The following is a 25,164-nucleotide window of genomic DNA, read 5'->3' on the forward strand; positions in this document are numbered from 1 at the left end:
TATATACCTCTCATCAACAAATTAAATTTACGGGACAACATGATCAATTGTGATAGAAATATTTTCTTCACCAATTTTTACGGGAGTGCTGTGACCTTCAAAATCACCACTAGAAGGAATAGCCTGTCCGGTTTTGCTAATTCTCGCCCCCACCACCACCTCCGGAAAACTTGAGAGCTTCATCGCGGGTGTCATAGCCATGTTGTCATCAAGCTTAAACGAAACTGGAAGATCCTTGGCATGCAGCCTCAAAATAGCCAATGGCATTTTTGGCCCCTGGCTAGCCCTTGCAAAAACGAAAAGCGTATCATCAGGCGAAACCTTTGCTGCCAATGAGGCATCCAGAGTAACTGAGCCAGAAACGCTTGGGACACCCGCAGCATCTTCCTGTTTCTCACCAGAAGACAATTTCACAGGCAGATCACTCTCCACATTTGAATTCTGCGCCAGCTGTATAGGGATAGATTCATTTCTACCTTTCATGGCCAGAGATTTGGCCTGAGCGATACTGTCACTCACGGATTTATAAAAGTTCGAATCTTTTGCGTCAGCGGGTATAACATTCAACAGGCGCTCCCAATAAGTAACTGCCTGATCAAACTTTTCCTGCTCAAATTCAAGCGTACCAGCTAAAGCTAATGCCTTAGGATAATCCGGATCTATATCAAGTGCCTTGCTGATCAACTCAGCAGGTTTACCCTGTAAGTTGCCATTATTCGTCATGGCCAGCATATCGGCATAATCACTCAAGAATTGGGGGTTATCCGGAGCCATTTGAACCAGTTTGGCATAGACTGTGCTTGCTTCATCAAAACGCTCCATGATTATGTAAGAACGCCCAAGCATCACCCAGCCTTCTATATCATCCGGATTATCCTTAAGACGGGCGGCAAGACTGTCAACCATCGCCTTGATCTCAGCATGATCCGGCGGCATTCCTTCCGCATCCCCCCCCTGAAACTGCGTAGCATTAGCCAGTTGAGATTGCGGAAGCAGCCCGCGAGTATCTCCAATCACCAGATAAAGGTAGATAGCAGCAAGTGGGACTGCCAAGGCAACAATAACACTCACAATAGCGCCATGACGATTGACAGAAGTTACGCGGGGAGTTTCATCATCTTCAGATAAATCCTGCAACATCCGCTTTTGTAACTCCTGCTTACTGAGTTCATGCTGTTTCTTGGAAAGTACATCGTCAAGCAGATCACGATCCAGTTCCGCAAGCTGATCACGGTAAATAGTAATATTTGCAGCCTGGCGCTCGACCTGATCCTGAGATTCAGGTTTTTTACTTCTCAGCAAAGCGGGTATAACAAACAGTAACGCTATCGTGATGAATATACCGGCTAAAACCCAGAATACCGTCATATACTTTGATCCTTGTTCATTTCTTTAATAAGAGATTCAGCTTGCAAACGCTGATTTTCTGTCAGCGGCACATCCTTTTCCTTGATCTGGATACGACGACGCCTCAAATAAAAAATGAGAGCAGCACCACCACCCAAAAGCAAAGTGAACGGACCGAACCATAACAACCATGTTATTGATTTAAAGGGAGGGTTGAAAAGAATGAAATCTCCGTAGCGAGCTACCAGAAAATCCACAATTTCTTCATCACTTTTATTCATATGCATTTGTTCTCTGATTTCTCGCCTCATATCATTAGCGAAATCAGCACGTGATGCAGCCAACGTCTCATTCTGACATACCAGACAACGCAAATTCTCTGCCAGATTATTCAGCCGATTCTCAAGTTCGGGATCTTCTGCAACCGGTACTGCTTCATTTGCATAACCCTGGAAGGCCACAAGAGACAAGATAAGCACCATTAAGCAACGCTTTAACGAGCCAACTTTCATACATATCAGTTGTTTCATCATTACCAACTCAACTCTTCAGTTCTTTGATTAAAGGAAGAATTTTTTCTTTTAGTGATTCCACCGTTACTGGGCCAATATGCTTATATCTGATAATACCTTGTTTATCAATCACATAAGTTTCTGGTACGCCATAAACTCCGTAATTAATACCAACTTTTCCGTCCGCATCGACGATACTGGTTTCATAAGGATTGCCATACTGTCTAAGCCACTGCATGGCAGTATCGCGCTGGTCTTTATAATTCAGACCATAAATCGGAACGATACCCAGTTTTGAAAGTTCTACCAGTACAGGATGCTCATCACGACAAGCCACACACCAAGATGCCCAGACATTTAACATCCATACTTTTCCAAGATTATCCTTGGATGAAAGCGTCTTACTGGAATCATAGAGTTGTTGCAGATGAAAAACCGGTGCTGGTTTATCTATTAATGGGGATGGCACCTGACGTGGATTCAAAGTCAAACCAATCCCCAGAAAAACTACTAATATTATAAATACCGCGAGAGGCAGTAGAAAACGCATCATGCCTTACCACCTTCCTCCGAAAGAGAAATGGAATTGGTAACCATAACACCTTCGGAAGGTGCGTTTTCAGTACCAGATATCACAGATCTTGTAGTTGCCTTACGGCTAAATTTTTTGCTAATGGCAAGACGGTAACGTCGATCACTGACAGATAGAGCCCCTCCCAGAGCCATCAATATGCAACCAAACCAGATCCAGTTAACAAAAGGTTTGTGATAAACCCGTACTATCCAGGCGCCATTTTCCAATGGTTCACCCAGTGCCACATACAGATCACGCAGAAACCCCATATCAACATCAGCCTCGGTCATTGGCATACCTGACGCAGTGTAGGTTCTTTTCTCAGGGAATAACTCACTTATTTTCTTACCTTCCCTGAACACCTCAACCTGTCCCTGAGACGCATTGTAGTTAGGGCCAGGAACTGATTTCGTTCCATTAAATTGAAATGTGTAACCTTTAAGCGTTACGGTACTACCTACTTCCATACGCACATCTTTTTCAGTTTCATAGCCGTTAACCAGTGTAACGCCAATAACAAACACTGCGATACCGAAGTGTGCACAGTGCATACCATAATAGCTTCTTGGCTGTTTCACCAGTTTAGTGATCAACCCACCTTCCCCGCTATTCTGGAGTCGGTGCTTAATACCAACGAATATACTGGTTACAACCCAGAAAGCCAGCAGTAATCCAAAACTGACCATGGGTTTCCATTCACCCATAATGAACGGCATAATCCCTGCAGCCACTAAACTCACCACAAATGCCCATCTCAATAATATTGTCAAGGCTGGCAGACTAGCTTTCTTCCAGCGAGCAACTGGCCCTAGCCCAATCAGAAAAATGGCTGGCGCCATTAAAGGCACAAAAACCGCCTCAAAATAGGGAGGGCCAACGGAAATTTTCCCCAGATCAAGCGCATCAATAAGAAGAGGATAAAGTGTACCCAATACCACACTACCTGCCGCAACCAGCAGTAATACATTATTAGCAAGCAAGGCAGTTTCGCGCGAAACAATCTCAAAGTTACCACCCAAACCCACTTTGGAAGCGCGCCATGCAAACAGCGTTAATGAACATCCTACTACCAGAGATAGATAAACCAGGATAAATATCCCGCGTGCCGGATCAGTTGCGAAAGCATGTACGGAAGTAAGAACACCTGAACGCACCAGGAAAGTTCCTAACAAACTCAGTGAAAAAGCAGTAATTGCCAATAATATCGTCCAGCTCTTGAAACTTCCACGTTTCTCAGTCACTGCCAGTGAATGGATCAGAGCTGTACCTACCAGCCAAGGCATGAACGATGCATTTTCAACCGGATCCCAGAACCACCAACCACCCCAGCCAAGTTCATAGTATGCCCACCAGCTACCGAACATGATGCCAATAGTCAGGAACATCCAGGCAACGATCGTCCAGGGACGCGACCATCTCGCCCAAGCGGCATCCAGCTGCCCACTAAGTAGTGCCGCAACTGCAAATGCAAACGCGACTGAAAAGCCTACATATCCCATATATAACATGGGTGGATGCATAACCATTCCAGGATCTTGCAGCAATGGATTCAGATCATTCCCCTCAATTGCGGCAGGTAATAACCGATCGAAAGGATTGGAAGTAAACAGAAGAAATAATAAAAAACCGGCACTAACTAACCCTAAAACGCCTAAAACACGAGCTACCATGTCATCCGGTAATTGACGACTAAAAACGCTCACTGCTACTGACCAACCAGCAAGTATGGTTACCCACAGCAATAGGGAACCCTCGTGAGATCCCCATGTCGCAGCAAAACGAAAATGTAAAGGCAAATCTGAATTTGAATGAGATGCCACATTCAATACAGAGAAATCATTGCTCAAGAATGAATAGGCAAGACAGCCAAAGGCAATCGTAGTAAATACAAATTGGCCCTGCGTGACTGGTCGCGCCAAAGCTATCCACGAAGGTATTCCACGTGCCGCACCGATAAGGGGCAACGTTCCCTGGATCAGGGCCAGCAACATTGCAAGTATGAGGGCGAAGTTACCAAGTTCCGGAATCATGGTTTAAAATTATTCCTTGTTTAAATTACGGGACAAACAATTTACTGTGTAAAAGAAGTTTTTTGTGCTTTGGCCGCTTGCTCCAATGCAGCGGCAGCTTCGGGTGGCATGTAATTTTCATCATGCTTGGCGAGCACTTCATCAGCATAGAAAACACCATCATCTGCTATTTTTCCCTGTGCTACGACACCCTTCCCTTCCTTAAATAGATCAGGAAGAATCCCTGTATAAACTACCTTAATCACTTCAGCAGTATCCGTTATGGCAAACTTCATGGTTGTACCGTCCCCAACCCGTTTGAGTGAGCCTTCTTCTACCAGTCCGCCCACCCTGAAGCTTTTTCCAATAGGAGCTTCTTTTGCAGCCACCTGACTCGGGCTAAAGAAAAAAACCAGATTACTCTGAAATGCATTCAGTACCAGCACAACAGAGACTGCCAATGCACTGACACTCAACGCAATAACAGCCATTTTTTTATGACGTGGCTTCATTTCTCTCCTCGCAAAATTGATCTTCTTTTCTGACCTAAGTGTTTGTATAAAGTTCGTTTGCGACCACGAATCAATACAACCTCACCAATTATGCATATCATCGCAACAAGATAAGACCCCCATACATAAAGGCCATAACCACCCATTGCGAAAAAATCAGACAAGCTCTCCCACTTCATTCCAATACTCCTTCCTTCAACTCTGATACCCATGCCGTATGACGTTCACGCTCTAAAATGATGAGACGAGTACGGGTCAGAATCATTACAATTGAATACATCCATGCTGCCAAGGTCATGATCAGCATGCCAGATAACATGGCAGTTGCCATCTTGGGAGATTGAACCAGGCTAACAGAAGCACCCTGATGGAGGGTATTCCACCACTGTACCGAGAAATAAATAATCGGGACATTGACAACGCCCACCAGAGCAATGACCGCTCCAGCTTTGTCCGCGCGCTTTGGGTCATCAATAGCAGCCTGTAGCGACATAAAACCAATATATAAAAAGAACAGAATCAACTCTGATGTCAGGCGAGCATCCCAGACCCACCACGTTCCCCACATCGGCTTTCCCCACCATGCTCCCGTCCACAAGGCAAGAAAAGCAAACATAGCACCTGTCGGAGCTATAGCACTTGCCACCATGGAGGAAAGTCGTGTATTAAATGCCAATCCCACCCCGGCCCAGAATGCCATAATCACATACAGGAACATCGACATCCAGGCAGCCGGGACGTGGATAAAAATAATCCGGTAAGCCTCGCCCTGTTGAAAGTCTGTCGGGGCTACAAAGAAACCGATATACAACCCCACGACCAGAAAAATAATTGCCAAAGTCGCAAAATAGGGAACCATCCGGCCCGCCAGAAAGTAAAAACTCGCGGGAGAGGCATATTTAAACCAGTTGATTGTCATGTTCTGAATATTCTCTCTGAATTGATCCAGTAGATAAAATTACGCTCTACTGCCATACCAACAAACGCAACATCAGCATTATTCCCGGATACATCCTTTCTATTAGCTCATGGAAATCCGGAGAGAGGCGGCTGTTGCCCAAGGTGAAAAAACGATAGAAACCAGCAAAAATGCACCCAGTATCGAAAAATGGGCCCCAAACTCCATCCCAGCGCTACTCGCTTCAACCGCACCTGTCCCAAAAATTAATACCGGAATGTAGAGTGGCAAAACCAGTATCGACACCAGTACCCCCCCTCCCCTTAATCCCAGCGTTAATGCTGCACCGATTGCACCGATCAAACTTAGTACAGGAGTTCCCAGCAGTAATGAAAGTGTAAGCACAAGCAATGCATCTCCAGGCAAGTCATACTGAATCCCCAGTATCGGAGCCATCAATACCAGAGGAATCCCTGTTACCAGCCAGTGTGATATTGCTTTTCCGGTGACTAGCGCCGCCAGAGAAACAGGGGAAAGCAGCATTTGCTCCAAGGTGCCATCCGCATAATCACTGGAGAACATACGGCCAAGTGATAACATCGAAGCCAGCAAGGCTGCTACCCAGACTACACCTGAGGCCATTGTCCGCAATATGTTGGGTTCAGGCCCCACGCCCAATGGAAACAAGCTGACAACTATTATGAAAAAGAATAGCGTTGTCAGCACATCGGAGCGCCGGCGCATTGCCAGCAATAAGTCCCGTTTAACTATCCACCAGATCATATCGAATCAGGATAAAGTCAAATGATGAACAGCTGCAGCAGTCATGACAATTTCCTGATGAGTGGTCATTACGACCATGCCTCCTTTCGACAGATTATGCTCCAGTATCTCTTTAATCAGCTTCACCGCTTCAGTATCCAGCGCGGTCAAAGGCTCATCCAATATCCACAACCTGGTTCGCACCACTAGCAAACGCGCCAAAGCTACCCGCCTGCGCTGTCCTTGCGATAACACTTTAGCCAGCAGCATCTCACGCCCCGCTAGCCCAATCCGCCCCAACGCATCTGCCGCTTGATTTTCATCAATCTCACAATCAGCCAGTGCGCAGGATATCCGCAGATTCTCGATAGCGGTCAGATCATCCTTGATACCACCCAGATGCCCCAGATAGGTCATCATGCCACGATAATCTCCGCCCAGCTTCCGGATATCCGCTCCATCCCAGAGAATTTCACCACTATCAGGCGACGATAATCCACACAATAATCTCAGCAAACTGGTTTTACCGCTACCGTTAGGTCCGCCAACAAACATCAGCTCACCAGGATTTACTGAGAAGGAAATGTTACTGAAGAGTTTATGCTCCCCTCGTATACACTCCAGGTTCCTGGCCGTCAGCATCTGAATAATAATTGAGCTGCAATCATAAAAGCTGGAGATTATAGCGTATTGCTGATTTCTTAGTGGCGCTGCCAGTACTCGGATATATAAAAATCATTCTGCTCTTTTTTCTAACCTGTTGAATCGGCAAACCCACCTGCTGCAACGGTCAACACAACCATTCTTCTGGGTGCGATGATCTCGGAATCAACCCACTCTCCGAGACCAAGAAAAACATTCTCTCTATCATATAGCTTTAATTTGGTATTGGCCTGAAACAGGGGGTGTGATCTGTCCTTCCTGATTTTCTGCCCTTGCTGCAAACGCACTACTTCATCGTCATCAAACACCATAGAAGGGATGTCGCTTAAAAGGCTATCAATTGGATACAAAAATTTCAAGCGATCAAAAGGCTGTTCGGATTCGAGCTGATCCAGATTGCAAGCTTGCGATAAATCAAAATGACCGACACCAGTACGGGAAAGCGCCGTGAGATAGGCACCGCCATAGCCAAGCGCCTTTCCAATATCTTCTGCCAGTGTACGAATATAGGTGCCTGAACTACAACGAACCGTAATTATCATCTCAAAACCCGATAAAACATTGAGAGATATACTATAAATTATAATTTCACGCGCCTTGCGCTCAATTGTAATTCCCTCTCGTGCATATCGATAAAGTGGTTTGCCCTGTAGCTTCAGCGCGCTGAACATGGGCGGAATCTGATTTGATCGGCCAAGAAAGGTTTGCAGGATTGCAGTCACTTGCCGGGAATCAGGTGGACACACATTAGATTCAGCCACCTGCCTGATTTCACCCTCAGCATCCCCTGTATTACTTATATAACCAAGCTTAAGGGAGGCAGTATAGGTCTTATCCACACTCAGCAAAGCTGAAGAAAACTTGGTGGCTTCACCAAGGCAGATTGGTAGCAAGCCTTGTGCCATCGGATCCAATGTACCAGTATGGCCTGCCTTTGTTGCTGACAATAAACGCTTACTGATCTGAAGCGCCCGATTAGATGAGATACCAACAGGCTTGTCGAGTAACAAAACTCCATTACAGTTAACTGATTTAAGCTGAACAGATCTTGCTGATGATAAGAGTTTGGCCAAAAAATTTTAGTTCGCTAAATGTAATTCCAGGTCATAGCGCCATGCCGCATGAAATGCCAAGTCTGTAGATATCACCACAATCAGGATAAGGTTTTACCTACGGCTTCATCAATCAATCTGGAGAGTTTTATTCCACGTTCGATAGATTCATCATAAACAAATTGTAACTGCGGAACAATTCTCAACCTGATTTTACCGGCCAGCTGACTGCGCAGAAATCCTGCAGCCTGCTTCAATCCTTCCCCCACAAGCTGAGCATTTTCATTACCTCCCAGCGTGGTATAAAAGACTTTGGCATAAGCATAGTCCCGCGTCACCTCCACCCCAGTTAGCGTTATCATCCCGATTCGCGGATCCATTATTTCATTCTGGATCAATGAGGCCAATTCACGCTGAACCTGGTCAGCCACTCGTAAGGTACGGGAAAAATCCTTCGGCATGATTACCTCCTTTTCAATCAGGCGAATCATTCATCGCGCCCGATGTACAGCATCACAATACACGGGCAGTTTCAACAATCTCATACACTTCAATCTGATCACCCTGTTGAATGTCATTAAAATTCTTCAATGAAAGTCCGCATTCGAAACCAGATTTAACTTCCTTGACATCATCCTTGAACCGCTTCAGAGAATCCAGACTGCCACTATGTATAACAACACCGTCACGCAGCACTCTTACCGGCGCATCGCGTCGAACCAATCCTTCAAGCACATAACAACCAGCCACGACACCGACTTTAGATATCCGGTAAATCTCTCGAATATCGACCAAACCCAGGATTTTTTCTTTGCGATCTGGCGTCATCATTCCTGATAAGGCCTTTTTAACTTCATCAACTGCTTCATAGATGATGTTGTAGTAGCGCACATCCACCCCAGTTGAAGCAATCAGCTTGCGTGCCCCCAAATCAGCACGACAGTTGAACCCGATGACAACAGCTTTGGATGCAAGAGCCAGATTAATATCAGATTCAATAATTGCTCCGACCCCGCTATGCACGATATTAATCTTCACCTCATCGGTTTCCAGCTTCTTCAATGCGTAAGCCAGTGCCTCGCATGATCCCTGTACATCGGCCTTAATGATCAGGTTGAGTGTACTGATGTCCTCTTGATGGCCGAACACATCTTCCATTTTTGCCACATGAAGCTTGTCCAGTCGGACATCGCGGAATTTACCCTGACGGAAAAGAGCAATTTCCCTGGCCTTGCGTTCATCACTAAGTGCTATAAACACTTCACCTGCTGCAGCAACTTCAGACAACCCCTGAATCTCAACAGGAATTGAAGTGCCCGCTTCACTGACGGATTTGCCTCGCTCATCCAGCATCGCTCTGATTTTACCGAACACAGCCCCAGTAAGGACAATATCACCCCGTCTCAAAGTTCCGGACTGCACCAGAACTGTCGCTACCGGGCCACGGCCTTTGTCCAGACGTGATTCAATGATCACTCCTTTCGCCGGCGCGTCCCGCACAGCCTTCAGCTCCAGTACCTCTGCCTGCAATAAAACAGCCTCCAGTAATTCATCAATTCCCTGGCCAGTTTTTGCTGAAACGCCAATAAACATGGCATCCCCCCCCCAATCTTCAGGCACAACGCCATGATTAACGAGCTCTTGCTTAATACGTTCAAGATTGGCTTCCGGCTTGTCCATTTTATTAACAGCCACAACAATAGGTATACTTGCTGCCTTGGCGTGATGAACTGCCTCAATCGTCTGCGGCATCACACCATCATCAGCTGCCACTACCAATATGACTATATCGGTAATTTTGGCACCGCGAGCACGCATGGCCGTAAACGCTTCATGTCCTGGGGTATCCAGAAAGGTAACTACGCCACGCGAGGTTTTAACGTGATAAGCCCCGATATGTTGCGTAATGCCGCCGGCCTCCCCCCCCGCAACACGCGTTCTGCGAACATAGTCCAGTAATGAGGTTTTTCCATGGTCAACGTGCCCCATCACCGTCACTACCGGGGCACGCGATTCCATCCTGGCTTCGTCAGGAGATGAATCAACCTCTTCCAAGAAAGCTTCCGGATTATCCGGTGCAGCAATCTTGGCCACATGCCCCATCTCTTCAACAACAATCATGGCTGTTTCCTGATCCAGCATCTGATTGATCGTCACCATGTTGCCCATTTTCATCAATACCTTGATAACTTCAGCCGCCTTGACCGCCATTTTTTGTGCCAGTACAGCGACCGAAATCGTCTCAGGGATCAATACCTCATGCACAACCGGCTCAGTTGGCGCTGAAAAAGCATGCTGGGATTGCGACTCATCCGACCTGCTCCTGCCGTGTTTATCTTTGCGCAAGCGCCATTCCTGTCCACCAGATACATCTCCGCGTGCTTTTGATTCACGACGCTTAACTGGCTCATCCTTCCATGCTTCCTGCTGTCTAGACTGCTTCTTTTTCTTCTCGCCTTTTTCTTCCGGTTTTACAGCCGGCTTCTGCGGAGCACGTTCCTTGGCCGCCGGAGTCGTTTGAGTAGTTACCGTAATCGTAGCAGAGGGAATTGCAGCAGTTGTTTCAGCAGATTTTGATGGAGTTTCAGCTACAGATCCTGGCACAGCCACCGTTGCTGACCCAGGTTCTTGCACCACCTGGGCAGATTCTTTTTTTACCTCGGTCTGGGCTGCTACCTGCTGCCTTCGTTTTTCCTGTTTTTCTTTCAGTTCTGCAGCCTGGCGTGCAATCAATTCTGATCTTTTTCTGGCTTCTTCAGCACGCAAAGCGATTTGTTCAGCATCAAGTACAGATTTTACTGGAACAGCTTCTGGAGCTTCCGCTGCTTTCAGAGAGGCATCTTCACTTGCTCTTTTACTGGCCGTATCAGATTCATCCTGCTTGGTAGTCAACACCCGTTTTTTTCTGACCTTGACCTCGATAGTTCTAGGCCTTCCCGCACTATCCGATTGCTTTATCTCTGTTGTTTGTCTACGCGCCAAAGTGATCCTGGCTCTTGATCCACTACTACCATGTGATTTACGCAGATAATCGAGAAGCTGCGTCTTATCCTGCTCTGTCACAAAATCCGCTGCGGAACGTTTAACAACCCCGGCAGCCTGAAGTTGTTCCAACAACAAATTGGGCAGCATACCCAGATCATGTGCAAATTGCTCTACAGTCATTTGAGTCATCAGCAACCCTTTACCCCAAATCCAACAAAAATCATAAAAAACACAATCAATATTTCCTTAACCAACTCATATCCCGCTCCGGAAACAGATACGGGATTCGCTCGCTTTATATCAAAATTCAAGTAAACCAGGGTTCGCGCGCCTTAATAATAATTTTACTTGCCCGATCAAGATCCACGCCCGTCAACTCGACTAGATCATCCGCCGCCAGATCTGCAAGTTCTTCCTGAGTATTGATCCCTTTAGCAGCCAGCTCACGCACAAGATCAATATCCACCCCTTCCAAAGCAAGCAATGCTTCAGACGCATGCCCTATTTTTTCTTCAGTTACAATTGCAGCCGTCAACAAAGCATTGCGGGCGCGATTACGTAACTCTTCAATTGTCTCATGATCAAATTCCTGGATTTCCAGCATTTCTTCAATTGGAATATACGCAATTTCTTCCAATGTGGAAAAACCCTCATCTACCAGGATACGCCCGACCTCTTCATCCACATCAAGCTTTTCCATGAATAATTCGCAAATGGAAGCAGCTTCCTCCTCACTTTTTTCATGAGATTCTTCCACCGTCATGATATTGAGCTGCCAGCCCGTCAACTCTGAGGCCAGCCGAACATTTTGCCCACCTCGTCCAATAGCCTGAGCCAGATTTTCTTCATCCACCACAACATCCATACTATGCTTATCTTCATCCATCACTATACTGCTAATCACAGCAGGCGCCAGCGCATTCACAACAAATGTAGCTTGATCATCTGACCACTGAATAATATCCACCCGCTCACCTGCCAGCTCACCGGTAACCGCCTGTACCCTTGAACCACGCATACCAACACAAGTACCAATTGGGTCAACACGCGCATCATTTGATTTAACCGCAATTTTTGCCCTGAAACCCGGATCTCTAGCCGCCGCCCTGATTTCCAGAATACCTTCCTCTATCTCCGGCACCTCAAGCTCGAATAACTTGACCAGAAAATCTGCTGAAGTCCTGGATAACACCAGTTGTGGCCCTCTGACAGCGCGATCAATTTTGAGTAGATAAGCGCGAACACGATCCCCCATTCTCAGATTCTCATGCGAAATCATCTGATCACGCGGCAAAACTGCTTCGATCTTGCCAAATTCAATGATCGCATTCCCACGATCCATACGCTTAATCACACCACTTACCAGATACTCCCCGCGCTCAAGAAAATCATTCAAATTCTGTTCGCGTTCGGCATCGCGTATTTTCTGAAAGATAACTTGCTTCGCGGCCTGTGCCCCGATCCGGTCAAATGTAACATCCTCTATCAGCTCTTCTACATATTCACCCGGAACAGATTGCGGATTCTGCTTTACGGCCTCAACCAGTGCAATTTGCCGTTCAGGATGCTCCACTACATCATCGGCAACAATCAACCATCTACGAAAGCATTGAAATCCACCCGTATCCCGGTCGATAGAGACACGCACATCAATATCATCCCGGGTATGCTTCTTGGCAGCAGAAGCCAGAGCCATTTCGAGTGCAGTAAAAACAATGTTTTTATCCACATTCTTCTCATGCGCCAAAGCATTGACCAACAGTAAAATCTCGCGGCTCATATTCCTCCAGCCCTATTTTTCAACCTTAAATCCATCGACAGATTTACCCGAATTACAATCTTGGAATCAGCCGGGCCTTTTCCAGATTTTTCAATTCAAACTGCAACAACTTTCCGTCAACATTCAACACCAGGGCATCATCCCCCACTTCGGTCAGTATCCCCACAAAATTTCTTTGCCCTTGCAAAGCAATTCGCAACCTGATCCGGATAGACTCCCCCACAAAACGGACAAAATCAGCCCTTTTTTTCAAAGGCCTATCCAAGCCCGGTGATGAAACCTCAAGCCGGTTGTAATCAATATTCTCTACAGCCAGCAGCTGACTTAAATGATTACTAACAGCAACGCAGTCATCAAGCGTTATCGCCCCATCCTTTTTATCTACAAACACCCGCAACAATCTGCCTGGAGTAGATTGTTCAATATCAACCAGCTCATACCCCAGACCAGCAATCGTTGGCTCGAGCAGCTCAAACAATGACATAGCCCCACCACAAATAAAAAATGGGCTAACCAGCCCACCCTCGAAACACATTTGTATTATAGCAAGGATTACAGTTCATAAAAACAGAAATTTATTTTACACCAATGTTTCCAACAAGTTATCACGAGTTTCATCTAAAACATACATTGAAGCAATCGATCCCGCCGACATAAATATCGGCCTCAAACACTCCAATTCAGGATCGATACCTTCTGCACTTTGCAAACGCAAAAACGACTGGGCCCCAATCTTCGCCAAATAACCGTCGAGGCTAAGGCCTGTAGAGATTTAGTATCTGATGTATGCGGGCTGTGCCTCAACCCAAATTGTCCATCAGGCGTAAATTCTGTGTATCTTCTATGGATTTCTAATGGATTATTGAGGTTCAATTCACGTATAAATATTCGACTGACATGAACAAAGACACAGTAGGCAAAGATGGAGCACCATTATTTGGGCAAAGCAGGCGATTCGGGATGCAGTGGCACGAACAATCGCCAGTTTGTGGATGTGGGAGATACGTACAGACAGTCTCTGGTGCGAATTACCAGCTGCATTTGGCAAATGGGGCACGACCTCTTCAGCATTTGCAGGACTGGAGCAAGGTTGGTGTATTCAAGTGTTACAGCAGCAGGACTACCAGGGACGAGCTCTCAGACTCTGTTCAATATCTCACTGAAGGGCGCATTATGACGTTGAAATTAAACGAGAAAGCGGAGCATACTTGAAGTATGTGAGCATTTTTTGAGTTTAATTTTGCCTTGCACTGCATCCCTTGATCGAGGTCTTGAACAGATTCTCAGATAAACCGACGCAAAAACTTCCTTGCCATTGATTCGGAAATGTACAAATAGCGCCATTTCACAGAAAGTTTCTTTGGAAGAGTCCAAGCGTATTGCTTTACGCAGCGACAGGACCGACTACAGCTTCTCGTCGGCCATTTACCTGCTATCTGCTATCTGCTGTCATCAGCTCCAGATGAATCTCAATAAAATCTAGCCAAAACACGATCTCATAAGAAATTCGCAAAGAAAAATCTGCTATGAATAACCACGTTCTCAGGAAGCGGGGGTGCTATATTGTATCTTGATCAATAAAGTCAGAAAATTCACGAATTATTAATATTTCATGTATTTTACCCGGAACAACAACAACAGCTTCCTCCGTGGGGCAATTACCTCCGTCATTAAAGCTTCACCAGCTTTATTATGTCGAGTAACCAGGCATCAAGATAAATCCACCATCACTTTTAGCAGATAACAGTCTTGTCTGTCTTCATATGCAAACGCAGATATTAGAATTTTTGCAGGATTCACGGTAATGTTCAATCCCACAAGAAACCAGGCACGACAACTGTTCTTTGATACATGGCACAAATATCAACAAAGAGAACCACTATCCGGCATGGAAACCATAGCAGTGGAAGTTATCCTGCAGCACCCGGAATATCATTCCATACTGCAGGACACCGAACGTTATCTTGACAAGGATTATCCACCTGAACAGGGCAAAATAAACCCCTTCCTGCATATGAGTATGCACATCGCCATCCGGGAGCAGCTTGCCATCAATCAGCCAACCGGTATTCTTCAGCGTTTCGAACAACTGAAAACTAAGCTACAAGGGGACGAGCATGAAGCGATGCACCACACGATGGATTGTCTTGCAGAAATGCTCTGGCAATCTCAGCGCAACCAATCACCCCCCGATGCCAGTATTTATCTGGAATGCATGGACAAGCAGATCGGAAACAAATAAAAAGCGGAATGTGCCTCTGCCACCAGACACGCTCCGCTCATCACCCCACCCAGTATGCGAGGCAATATTATCTTTTAACTTGCAGACCCGATTGACTGGAATAATAAAATGCCAGATTTTCGATATCATCTGCACTCAGAGCAGCCGCCATACCGGCCATCACCGGGTCTTTACGCGTACCTGATTTGTAATCTTTTAATACTTTTGCAATATAGGTTCTGGGCTGGCCGCCAATTTTCGGAAACATCGGCACCGGGCTATTGCCATCTACACCATGACAGGACGAACAAACTTCCTCAGCCTTCTTTTTGCCAGCATCGATATCTGCTGCGATCACCTGCCCCGCCAGAAGAAATATTACCCCGCTGACTGCGGCCACCAAATAGCTTTTCATGTTATTTATATCCCTTAGATTAAGAAGAATGATCAATTGCCAGCGTAATAAGCAGCCAGAGCATCAATATCCTCATCAGAAAGTGTTCCCGCAATGCCAACCATTGTCGGATGATTACGCTCTCCGGATCTGTAATCTTTTAACGCCTTGACCAGGTAAGGCAGGTGTTGTCCGCCAAGTTTTGGCACGTGGTAAACAAACGGATATGCAGTGCGATATCCCTCAATACCATGGCAGCCCTGGCACATGGCGATCTTGCTTTTAACCGAATCAGTACTTCCAGCTGCATCTGCCACACCGGAAAACGACAGAATCAAGCCAGAAGCGATAAGTAGTTTGACGGCAGCTGCCTTTTTCACTTTTGCATCCTCCTCTCAAAAAAGCGAACTTTAAACGATGGGTGTTGTTTAGTCAATGAAGGCTGTAGCTATGTCCCTGTTGTGTATAGGGAAATTATTTTTTCAGCACTTTTTATCCATTCTTTTTGCAAACTGTTTCCACAATAGCCCGCTTGTTTTCCAGCATCTCCCAGCGAGAATAGTATGCCGCAAGCTTCTTTTCCAGCTCGGCCGCACGCGCCTGCAATACCATTGCATCATTATGGTTATTTTTATAAATAACAGGGGCACTTAATTTTTGGCCAACTATTATTTGTTCTTTTTCAAGAAAATCGATTTTCCCTGGCAGTGCTTCCAGCTCTTTAGTCTCTTGATAACTCAATCCAGCTGAGCCAGGTGATTTATCTTTTTTGATCTGGGACGGTTTGATTGTCGATCTGAGAGAGTCACTACTTTCCTGCTGTGGCATCTTTGCATTTGATTTGGATCGCAACCATTCCTGATAACCGCCTGCATATTCACGCAGATACCCATCTCCTTCAAACACGATGGCCTGGGTCACCACATTATCAATAAAAGCACGATCGTGGCTCACCAGAAAGAGCGTACCGCTATATTCTAGCAACAGGGTTTCCAGCAATTCAAGTGTTTCAATATCGAGGTCATTGGTCGGCTCATCCAGAACCAGCACATTGGCTGGGCGTGTAAACAAGCGAGCAAGCAACAACCGGTTACGTTCACCGCCGGACAGCGATTTCACAGGTGAGCGAGCACGTTGAGGTGGGAACAGGAAATCTTCCAGGTAACTGATGACATGCCTGCGTGTACCATCAATTTCAACAAACTCTGAACCCTGGCTGATGGAATCAACCAAGGTTTTATCTTCATCCAATTGCTCCCGCAATTGGTCAAAATAAGCTATGGATAACTTGGTACCCAGTCGTATCGTTCCGGAATCCGGCTGCAGCTCACCCAGTATCAGTTTCAGCAAAGTGGACTTACCGGACCCATTAGGGCCAAGCAACCCAACACGATCACCCCGCATGATGCGACAGGAGAAATCCTGAATAATCGTTTTATCTCCGTAGCGCTTGGTCACATGTTCCAGCTCCGCGACCAGCTGCCCGGAATGTTGTCCTGCATCCACCCGAAAACTGACATTCCCAATCCGATCCCTCCGAGCTGCACGCTCCAGCCTCAGCGCTTCCAGCCTTCTAACCCGACCTTCATTACGCGTCCGCCGGGCCTGAATTCCCTTGCGTATCCAGACTTCTTCCTGATCCAGTACCTTATCGAATTTCCGGTTATGAACCGCCTCGATTTCTAGCAGTTCGGCTTTCTTTTGCTGATATGCCGAAAAATTACCGGAAAAACTTTTCAGCTCCCCACGATCCAGCTCAATAATGCGAGTCGCCACGTTATCCAGAAAACGCCGATCATGGGTAATAAAAAGCACGCTGCCAGAAAACCCCTGCAGCATTTCCTCAAGCCATTCTATCGATGAAAAATCGAGGTGGTTAGTTGGCTCATCCAGCAGCAGCACATCTGGCGACACAACCAGTGCCCGCGCCAGTGCCACCCGCTTACGCCCTCCTCCCGATAACGTCCCTACAATCGTATCTTCCTGCAGATCAAGCCGGTTGATCGCCGTTTCTACTTTATGGTGAAGACTCCAGCCATTTTGGGATTCAAGCACGCTCTGCAACTGCTGCATACGATCAAGCAACCCCTCAGTATCTGCCCCCTCCTCCCCCAGTGCATGAGATATCTGATGATAATCCAGCAAAGTTTGTGCTAGCGTACCAAGCCCTCGGGCAACCTCCGCAAATACTGATTCATTCTCATCAAGTACCGGCTCCTGTGGGATATAAGCAACGTTTACGCCAGGCGCTATCCACAACTGTCCATCATCCAGTTTGATTTCACCCGCCAAGGCGCGTAACAGGCTGGATTTTCCGGTACCGTTACGGCCGATCAGCCCGACCCGCTCACCTGGATCAAGTTGCAACACGGCTTGATTGAGCAAAGCATGGTGGCCAAAGGCTAAACAGGCGTTATCGAGTGTCAAAAGCGGCATGGGAAATTATTAATCAGCTGAGGAAAAATAGTGTCTTGGAGAAGAAGAGATATTACTGTCCTCTAAAATATCAAGACAGACTAACTCAACAACCATAACATTATTATACTACTGCCTCAAACTGGCGGCAGAAGGTCGGCCGTGCTGACAGCCTGAAAACCCGCTTGATTCGGCACTAACCAGTGTTTCACAGATATTCGTTACAACAGAATACTTTTTATTTTGAATATTCATGTACCCAGAAAAAATTGCACTGACACAAACGGTACAAAAAGGCGGATGTGCCGCCAAGGTTGCTGCCACAACATTACGCCGGATTTTGCAGCAAGTCAGCTTTCCAGCAGCACATTCTGCGCTGATGGTGGATGGCCGCTATTTTGACGATGCCGCCATCTACAAAATCAATGAACAAACTGCTCTGGTGCAAACACTGGATTTTTTCACGCCGATTGTTGATACCCCGAGGCTATTTGGTGAAATTGCCGCCGCCAATGCCATCAGCGATGTATATGCCATGGGCGGCAGACCCGTTACCGCCATGGGTATTCTGGCATTTCCACTGACCACTCTGCCCGAACACGTCATCGTTGATGTCCTGCAAGGTGCCAGCAACAAGATCGCTGAAGCAGGTGCCAATTTTGTCGGCGGCCATTCGATTGATGATGACACCTTGAAGTTTGGTCTGTCAGTCACCGGGTTAGTCAATCCACAACAGGTATGGACCAACGCTGGCGCACAGCCAGGAGATCATCTGATTTTGACCAAAGCACTGGGAACAGGCACGCTGACAGCCGGAATAAAACGGCAGCAATTGCAAGAGGAAGACATCATGGAAGCACTGGACAGCATGACAGCTATCAATAACGCCATCGACTGTCTGTCACCGGATTCGCTGGCAGCTATCCATGCCGCTACCGATATCACCGGCTTTGGCTTTTCCGGCCACGCCATGCAACTGGCAAACGCCAGCAACGTTACCCTGAGCATTACAGCTAACAATCTCCCCCGGTTTGGCAAAACTTTCTACTGCCTGGAAAACAATTTTCTGACCAAGGCGCACCGAACCAATGCGGAGTACACCACACCACACATCAATGATGCAAAACTGGATGCGCTGCACAAACTGCTGATTCACGATCCGCAAACCAGCGGTGGTTTGTTATTAAGCGTAGCGCCTGAAGTCAGCCGGTCCATGCTGCAAGTGCTGCGTACACGCTTCAAATCAGCAGTAATAGTAGGAACCGTTCATCCTCGTCAAGATAAAGCGGTGCAATTTGAATAACCCAAACATCAATAGCGATGAGTTGACAGCTTTATTCACAGCGGATACGCCACTAATTGATGTACGTGCACCGGTTGAATTCATACAGGGATCCCTGCCCGGTTCGGTCAACCTGCCCATCCTCAATGATGAGGAGCGCGCACTGGTCGGCGCCACTTACAAACAACAAGGTTCTAAAGCAGCGGTTATGCTCGGCTATAAGATGATTTCGGGTCGGGTAAAACAGGATCGTCTGCAACAATGGCTTGATTTTATCCGGCAGCATCCCCGAGCCGTGCTGTATTGCTTTCGAGGAGGAAAGCGCTCGCAAATCACGCAGCAATGGTTGAAAGATGCCGGTATCGACAGGCCGTTGATCATCGGCGGCTACAAGCAAGCACGCCAATTTTTGATCAACACAATTGACCGGTTCAGTGAAAACCATAGATTGCTGGTGATTACCGGGCCGACAGGCAGCGGTAAAACCCGGCTGATCCAGCAGATCAGCAACAACCACCCGGCACTTGATATCGAAGCCCTTGCCCGGCATCGTGGCTCCGCTTTTGGAGGTATGCCTACTCCTCAGCCCACACAAATTGATTTTGAAAACCAGCTGGCTGTCAGCCTGCTCAAACTGAAACAGAGCTACCTGTCTGATCCAATAGTTGTGGAAGACGAAAGCCGACACACAGGCAAGGTATATTTACCAACCAGCTTCTTTGAACACATACGCAGTTCCAAAATTATCTGGGTAGATGAGCCACTGGCAACCAGAGTGGATAATATTTTTGAGGACTATATCCTCGCCACTCCGATCGGCCAGGCGCTGCAGGCCCGGCGCAACACACAACCATTGTCTTCTGCCACGGAAATCCAGGCAATGCTATGCCAGCGAGCACAACTGTTATTTGACAAATATGCCAATGCCTTGCAGGCAATCAGCAAAAAACTGGGAGGTGTACGATTCCAGGAAATATCGCAGGATCTGGAAAATGCCCGATCCAGCTTCGTGAATAGAAATGAAATCCAATCAAACAAGATCTGGATTGAAAAACTGGTGAAATATTACTATGACCCGCTGTATCTCGGCTCCCTGCAACGCCGCCAGGTCAACCCCTGCTTCAAAGGTTCACGGCAGGCCGTAATAAACTACCTGCAGACCCGTAAAAACCGAGCAATCCAATCTGAATGACTTCTCAATTGAAATTCAAACGAATGGAACCAAATACACTAAGTGGATTACCAGGCAGTGCACCCACAAATGTAGGATTAGTGTAATACGTTTTGTTGGTCAGGTTCTTCACGTTAACTGCGAGATCCACTTTTTTGATACTGTAAGAAACAGCAGCATCAAATATGACATAAGACGGTACTTTCAAAAGATTCAAACTATCAGCAAAGGCGCTGCCCTTGTATGTGGTTCCGAACCCGAACATCAAACCACGCGCAAGACCACTTTGTATCTGGTAAGTGGCCCACAAGTTACCCATATAGGTGGCGACGCCGGTAGGGCGGGTTCCGTAAATACTTCTCGTGATACCCAGTACAGAATTAGTCACTACGTTCCTGGACAAAGTTTCCGGATCCATCCATACGCCAGTACCAGTAATACTGAGGCCATTAATCGGATGTACACCCAAGGATACCTCCACTCCTCGTGAACGGTCTTTTCCATCCTGGGAAGCTATACCACCGGAACCGGGTAAAGTAACAAAATAGTTATTACGATTTGTCTGAAACAACGCCACGTTCAAATCTGCCTGGCCATCCAGCAATGTGGCTTTTGCTCCTACTTCTATCTGATCCGACGTTTCCGGTGCTGTGGATACTGCGTGTGACTCAGTTGCGAGATTAATAAACGCCCCGGTACTATAACCAGCATAAAAAGCCAGATTTTTGGCAGGCTGGTAAACCCCTCCTGTTGAATAAGTCGTCAGGGATCTGGTTCGCCCTATTTCGCGATACTGATAGTTGCCGGAAATTGTTTGAAAACCCTTATCGCTGTACTTCACGAGATCATTCCGAATTCCGAGCCGAAGCTTGAATCGATCAGTAAGATCGATTTGATCCTGCCCATAAAATGAAATCTGATCACTACTGATCCGGCGATCAAAGCTGGGTGAGCGACTTACCCCATGGCTATTTAGCGAAGTTTCGACCACGCCCCCACCAATACTCAGATTAGGCAAAAGATAGAGATTGCGTGAGGCACCAATATCGACATTTTTATACTCGAATCCACCCAGAAGGGTATGCTTTACCGGGCCAGTCGCTGTTTTCCAGATGAATTCATTCTGTAACGTCGTATAACTGGCATCGTCGAATTGCTGATATCCTGTACGTGCCGTACTAACCCCCATGGTATTGAACTGGTTTCCTCCGGCATTGCGCACCAGCTCCAGTGTCCGCGCATCATAAGCAAAGGCGGTACGCATACTCAGGGTATCCAATATCGCCCAGTCATGAGTAAGACCAAGACGGTTGATTGTCTGATCCGTTTTGTTAAACGGGCTGTAGTAGCGGGTCCCACGGGAAACATCCGCTATTCTTGAATTAGCATCAAAAAGTATGCCATAGTTATCTGGCTTGATTTTTATCTCGCGGTGATTATAATCAATCAGAAGCGTTTTATCGGGAGCCAGACGCCAGATAAAGCTGGGAGACACCTCAACGACATTACGCTCAAGCCCACGATAACCATTAGTATGTTCTATGTCGGTAATCAGGCGACCAGCCAGTTTTGGTATATAGGGAATAGCACCAGTTACATCAAGATATCCATTGGTTGTTCCGAAACTACCCAGCATGGTACCGACAGACAAGCCAAATTTATTTTGTGGCTTCTTGGTGATCATATTGATAACACCTCCAGGACCTGCCACACCAAAAAGTGCAGAGCCAGGCCCTTTCAATACCTCAATACGTTCAACGTCATACATGGTACGAAAATAATTGTTTTGTGCACCTCCATCAGGGAGGTTATCGCGCAAAAAACTCAAAGACAAGCCACGCGAAGTAAAAGCATTCGCAAATCCATAACCACCCCCCATGTGAGGCTGGATACCGCTAACATTACGCATTGCATCATTCATATCGGCTACACCTTGTTCTTGCAATATAGCGGCCGGTACCACCGCAATACTGGCTGGAATATCTCGCGAAGGTGTATCTGTCTTGCTTCCCGTCGTTGCTACATCCTCTATGGAACCAGGGCGAATTTGCTCGGTCAAGATCTTTATTTCCGGCAGTTCGGTTTTATTTTCCTGAGCTTGGGCCACAACACAAGATGGTATAAAAGCCCCTCCCAACGATAGAATCACAGGAAAGTATACAAATTTGAACAAACTTTTCATTGATTACTCCAGCCTCATTCTTCTTTTAATTACTAGCTGGCTGGAAGCAATAACGACTTTGGCTGGCTATAGAAACTTACTTATCCTGCGTTCATGAAACACAGGATTTAACCATCATGGATAAAGGCAATCCTCATAATAAAGATAACGCTCTGAGAACAAGAGTAACAGTGACGGTTAAGACTGTACCCGCCAAACCCAACGCCAGCAGTCTGGGGCCATGCAAACGACTCCACAACAAGGCGCCTGTAATCGAAAGTACCAATAGGCCGGCAGCCAGTGTGTCCGTGAACAATATCCAAGCATTGGACATGCCAGTTCCCTTGTGAAAGTTGACCAGAGTAGCCCAGGCATTTGCCTCCTTCTGTTCTATGCGAGCATCCTTATCACCCCTCCAATATTCCGCACTCAGATTGAGATCGGGAGTAATCAGTATGATGTGCCAGTTCTCCGGTTGCATGATCTGTCCGCCCCCCCATGGAACAGGCCCTTCCGATTTTTTCTGAATACGGGATTTGGCATCAGGCAGTTTGAATCTTTCGCGCAGCCAGGCCTCCAGTGTTTCAGGTGATTGCAAACTCTCCACCGGAGGGGTCAACGTACGATACGTTTCATGTTGCGCGACAAGCGGAATCTTCATCTCGTTCCGGTGATTCAGCAAGATACCGGTCGTGCCGAACAATAGGCCCAGCACGGCCCCCCACAAACCGGTCCAGGCATGTACACGGCGCAACCAGACAAGAAAACGGGCTTGCCTCATCCCTTGCGGCAGAAAGAGATAGCCACGTGATTCAGCTGGGCGTGGGGGCAGATACATATGCTCCGCTGTTTTACTGGAGGATGCTTCTGCAGAAACTGTAGTACCAGTAATTTCTCGTTTTTCTAAATCTGGAATACTCATTTGTAAAAAATTGGTGTCGTTTTATAGCTTTCCACGGTATAGACCTTCCCTCAAATTTGTCCGATGTATTCACCTCGCATGAGAAGGAATTTCACCCTATGACTTACATACAGGTTACCGGGGCGATTGCGCCAGTACGGTAGCAATTGAAACTCGTGCGATAAATCATAAAGATGATCCACACATGTTACTTCAGCCTGCTTTTCTTTATCTCTCTGTCGATCAGCATTATTACCAGCTCAATAATGGCTATTCAGTCGACCAAGTGAAGTTTCACGGAGGCTTTCGATATATCTCCAAAATAAAGTTTGGTTCGGTACTGTCATTCTCCAGCCATAACGCATGAACCATCACACTAAAACTGAGCGAACTACTAATAATGGTGCTGCCTACAACAGCAACAACCTACACAAATTTCATCAAGCCTCATTTTACACAATTTAATAAAAAACTAACAAATAATCATTCTCATTTCTTGAGCAGTATCAATTGGAATAACAGAGTCTGAACGTGATACGTGATGAAAGATTGACGCGCTCACGAACCAGATCATGATCAAGCAGCAGCACCGGAGGCATCCGCTTCCACATTTCACTGTGAAGCAAACTCAGTTCATAAGAATGTGCACTTGTCGACACTACTTACAAGCAGCAAAGCTCCAAGGCAGCAGTCACACTTGGCTATGAATGATCCAGGAATTTCAAGAGAATAATGAGTTTATTAACCTGCTATTTTCTGGATAGGGATGTTTGGTTTAGTGGCAGAGAATCGTAAACGAATATAATCAGCCTTCCAGTTACCGTTTATGTCGCAGAGTACGGGGCGCGAAGATTCAACAATTTCTGCGATAAACTCTGATCTTTCATCAGAAGCCAACGCTGCTGTAAAAGGCTGAGCAAATGTCTCAATCCATGCGCCCACGTCACCTGGCAGTAAAGTTGGACGCGAAATGAGCTCCAGATCATGCACTACAAAACCACTGACCTCAAGAAGTCTACGATACTCTTCCGAGTGAGGGAAGAACCAAGGATCAGGAATGGCAAGCCCTCGAATGGCAAGAGCAGATTCAATATTTGTAACAATTGCCGAAATATTGCCATACCCACCCAATTCTCCGACAAAGCGCCCACCAGGTTTCAGTGCACGCCACACACCCCTGATAACAGCCTCCGCATCTTTCATCCAGTGTAATGCTGCATTGGAAAAAACAGCATTAAATTCATTATTGAATTGGAGTTTTTGCCCATCCATCACTTGCGCATCCACCCCCAGTGCTCGTGCAGCGGCTACCATTTCAAGGCTTGAGTCAACACCGACCACTTCACATCCCAAGCGCTGAAGTTTGATGGTCAACGCACCATCACCACAACCCAAATCAAGAATACGCTCCCCAAATTGAGCGGATAGCAACTCGGCTACTGGCATACCGAGATCAGACACGAATCGGCCATTCTCAGCGTATTGTTCGGGATTCCAATGTTGCATATCCATTTCTCTAATCCGA

The 25,164-nt window shown here is 46.6% G+C and carries 23 protein-coding genes; 3 read left to right on the top strand and 20 right to left on the bottom strand.

Going from position 1 to position 25,164, the window contains the following annotated elements; all coding sequences use genetic code 11:
* Window positions 1-27 precede the first annotated feature (27 nt).
* The 14 genes from ccmI to rimP all read right to left on the bottom strand — a co-directional run bounded on the left by ccmI (window position 28) and on the right by rimP (window position 13,578).
* Window positions 28-1,368 (bottom strand): c-type cytochrome biogenesis protein CcmI, encoded by a 1,341-nt coding sequence (ccmI, locus tag BM331_RS04795; RefSeq protein WP_074927570.1) that lies wholly within the window; start codon window positions 1,366-1,368, stop codon window positions 28-30.
* Complete coding sequence (locus BM331_RS04800; protein WP_371265333.1) at window positions 1,365-1,829, bottom strand: cytochrome c-type biogenesis protein; 465 nt, start codon at window positions 1,827-1,829, stop codon at window positions 1,365-1,367. Before BM331_RS04800 ends, ccmI begins: the two co-directional genes overlap by 4 nt.
* Before the next feature lie 58 nt (window positions 1,830-1,887).
* Window positions 1,888-2,412, bottom strand: a complete 525-nt coding sequence (locus BM331_RS04805; protein ID WP_074927574.1) for a DsbE family thiol:disulfide interchange protein — start codon at window positions 2,410-2,412, stop codon at window positions 1,888-1,890.
* A complete protein-coding gene (locus tag BM331_RS04810) occupies window positions 2,409-4,463 on the bottom strand; it encodes a heme lyase CcmF/NrfE family subunit (protein ID WP_074927576.1) in 2,055 nt (684 codons plus the stop codon). Before BM331_RS04810 ends, BM331_RS04805 begins: the two co-directional genes overlap by 4 nt.
* A 41-nt stretch (window positions 4,464-4,504) precedes the next feature.
* Complete coding sequence (ccmE, locus tag BM331_RS04815; RefSeq protein ID WP_074927578.1) at window positions 4,505-4,954, bottom strand: cytochrome c maturation protein CcmE; 450 nt, start codon at window positions 4,952-4,954, stop codon at window positions 4,505-4,507.
* A complete protein-coding gene (gene ccmD, locus BM331_RS04820; RefSeq protein ID WP_371265334.1) occupies window positions 4,951-5,166 on the bottom strand; it encodes a heme exporter protein CcmD in 216 nt (71 codons plus the stop codon). Before ccmD ends, ccmE begins: the two co-directional genes overlap by 4 nt.
* The gene (gene ccmC, locus BM331_RS04825; RefSeq protein ID WP_074927582.1) at window positions 5,130-5,873 is read right to left on the bottom strand and encodes a heme ABC transporter permease CcmC; all 744 of its coding nucleotides are present in this window, start codon (window positions 5,871-5,873) and stop codon (window positions 5,130-5,132) included. The genes ccmD and ccmC overlap by 37 nt, the downstream gene beginning before the upstream one ends.
* Before the next feature lie 102 nt (window positions 5,874-5,975).
* Window positions 5,976-6,635, bottom strand: coding sequence for a heme exporter protein CcmB (ccmB, locus tag BM331_RS11835; RefSeq protein ID WP_177217836.1), 660 nt, complete (start codon window positions 6,633-6,635; stop codon window positions 5,976-5,978).
* A 6-nt stretch (window positions 6,636-6,641) separates the two neighbouring features.
* Window positions 6,642-7,256 (bottom strand): cytochrome c biogenesis heme-transporting ATPase CcmA, encoded by a 615-nt coding sequence (gene ccmA / locus BM331_RS11840; protein ID WP_177217837.1) that lies wholly within the window; start codon window positions 7,254-7,256, stop codon window positions 6,642-6,644.
* Window positions 7,257-7,366: 110 nt separating this feature from the next.
* Window positions 7,367-8,350 (bottom strand): tRNA pseudouridine(55) synthase TruB, encoded by a 984-nt coding sequence (gene truB, locus BM331_RS04835; protein WP_074927584.1) that lies wholly within the window; start codon window positions 8,348-8,350, stop codon window positions 7,367-7,369.
* Between the two features lie 80 nt (window positions 8,351-8,430).
* Window positions 8,431-8,790, bottom strand: coding sequence for a 30S ribosome-binding factor RbfA (gene rbfA, locus BM331_RS04840; protein ID WP_074927826.1), 360 nt, complete (start codon window positions 8,788-8,790; stop codon window positions 8,431-8,433).
* A 52-nt stretch (window positions 8,791-8,842) separates the two neighbouring features.
* Window positions 8,843-11,503 (bottom strand): translation initiation factor IF-2, encoded by a 2,661-nt coding sequence (infB, locus tag BM331_RS04845; RefSeq protein ID WP_074927585.1) that lies wholly within the window; start codon window positions 11,501-11,503, stop codon window positions 8,843-8,845.
* A gap of 118 nt (window positions 11,504-11,621) precedes the next feature.
* The gene (nusA, locus tag BM331_RS04850) at window positions 11,622-13,094 is read right to left on the bottom strand and encodes a transcription termination factor NusA (protein ID WP_074927587.1); all 1,473 of its coding nucleotides are present in this window, start codon (window positions 13,092-13,094) and stop codon (window positions 11,622-11,624) included.
* Between the two features lie 52 nt (window positions 13,095-13,146).
* Window positions 13,147-13,578 (bottom strand): ribosome maturation factor RimP, encoded by a 432-nt coding sequence (rimP, locus tag BM331_RS04855; protein ID WP_074927590.1) that lies wholly within the window; start codon window positions 13,576-13,578, stop codon window positions 13,147-13,149.
* Between the two features lie 1,320 nt (window positions 13,579-14,898).
* Between rimP and BM331_RS04865 the strand changes: the two genes are divergently transcribed.
* A complete protein-coding gene (locus tag BM331_RS04865; protein ID WP_074927594.1) occupies window positions 14,899-15,336 on the top strand; it encodes a DUF1841 family protein in 438 nt (145 codons plus the stop codon).
* Between the two features lie 67 nt (window positions 15,337-15,403).
* Here the strand turns inward: BM331_RS04865 and BM331_RS04870 are convergent, their stop codons facing one another.
* The 3 genes from BM331_RS04870 to BM331_RS04880 all read right to left on the bottom strand — a co-directional run bounded on the left by BM331_RS04870 (window position 15,404) and on the right by BM331_RS04880 (window position 18,145).
* Window positions 15,404-15,730, bottom strand: coding sequence for a c-type cytochrome (locus BM331_RS04870; RefSeq protein ID WP_074927597.1), 327 nt, complete (start codon window positions 15,728-15,730; stop codon window positions 15,404-15,406).
* Window positions 15,731-15,762: 32 nt separating this feature from the next.
* Complete coding sequence (locus BM331_RS04875; RefSeq protein WP_074927599.1) at window positions 15,763-16,089, bottom strand: c-type cytochrome; 327 nt, start codon at window positions 16,087-16,089, stop codon at window positions 15,763-15,765.
* Window positions 16,090-16,201: 112 nt separating this feature from the next.
* A complete protein-coding gene (locus BM331_RS04880) occupies window positions 16,202-18,145 on the bottom strand; it encodes an ATP-binding cassette domain-containing protein (protein WP_074927601.1) in 1,944 nt (647 codons plus the stop codon).
* Window positions 18,146-18,377: 232 nt separating this feature from the next.
* On the opposite strand from BM331_RS04880, the gene selD reads away from it, so the two are divergent.
* On the top strand, window positions 18,378-19,427 hold the full coding sequence (gene selD / locus BM331_RS04885) for a selenide, water dikinase SelD (protein ID WP_074927603.1): 1,050 nt from the start codon (window positions 18,378-18,380) through the stop codon (window positions 19,425-19,427).
* The gene (gene mnmH, locus BM331_RS04890; protein WP_074927605.1) at window positions 19,420-20,598 is read left to right on the top strand and encodes a tRNA 2-selenouridine(34) synthase MnmH; all 1,179 of its coding nucleotides are present in this window, start codon (window positions 19,420-19,422) and stop codon (window positions 20,596-20,598) included. Before selD ends, mnmH begins: the two co-directional genes overlap by 8 nt.
* A gap of 4 nt (window positions 20,599-20,602) precedes the next feature.
* On the opposite strand, the gene BM331_RS04895 is transcribed toward mnmH, so the two are convergent.
* From BM331_RS04895 to BM331_RS04905, 3 genes are all read right to left on the bottom strand, one after another.
* The gene (locus BM331_RS04895; protein WP_256214820.1) at window positions 20,603-22,684 is read right to left on the bottom strand and encodes a TonB-dependent receptor; all 2,082 of its coding nucleotides are present in this window, start codon (window positions 22,682-22,684) and stop codon (window positions 20,603-20,605) included.
* A 208-nt stretch (window positions 22,685-22,892) separates the two neighbouring features.
* Window positions 22,893-23,660: a PepSY-associated TM helix domain-containing protein gene (locus BM331_RS04900; protein WP_083414687.1), complete on the bottom strand. Its 768-nt coding sequence runs from the start codon at window positions 23,658-23,660 to the stop codon at window positions 22,893-22,895.
* A 720-nt stretch (window positions 23,661-24,380) separates the two neighbouring features.
* A complete protein-coding gene (locus BM331_RS04905; RefSeq protein WP_074927832.1) occupies window positions 24,381-25,151 on the bottom strand; it encodes a class I SAM-dependent methyltransferase in 771 nt (256 codons plus the stop codon).
* Window positions 25,152-25,164: the final 13 nt, after the last annotated feature.

This window comes from Nitrosomonas eutropha, assembly GCF_900116685.1.
GTDB classification, from domain to species: Bacteria; Pseudomonadota; Gammaproteobacteria; order Burkholderiales; family Nitrosomonadaceae; genus Nitrosomonas; species Nitrosomonas eutropha_A.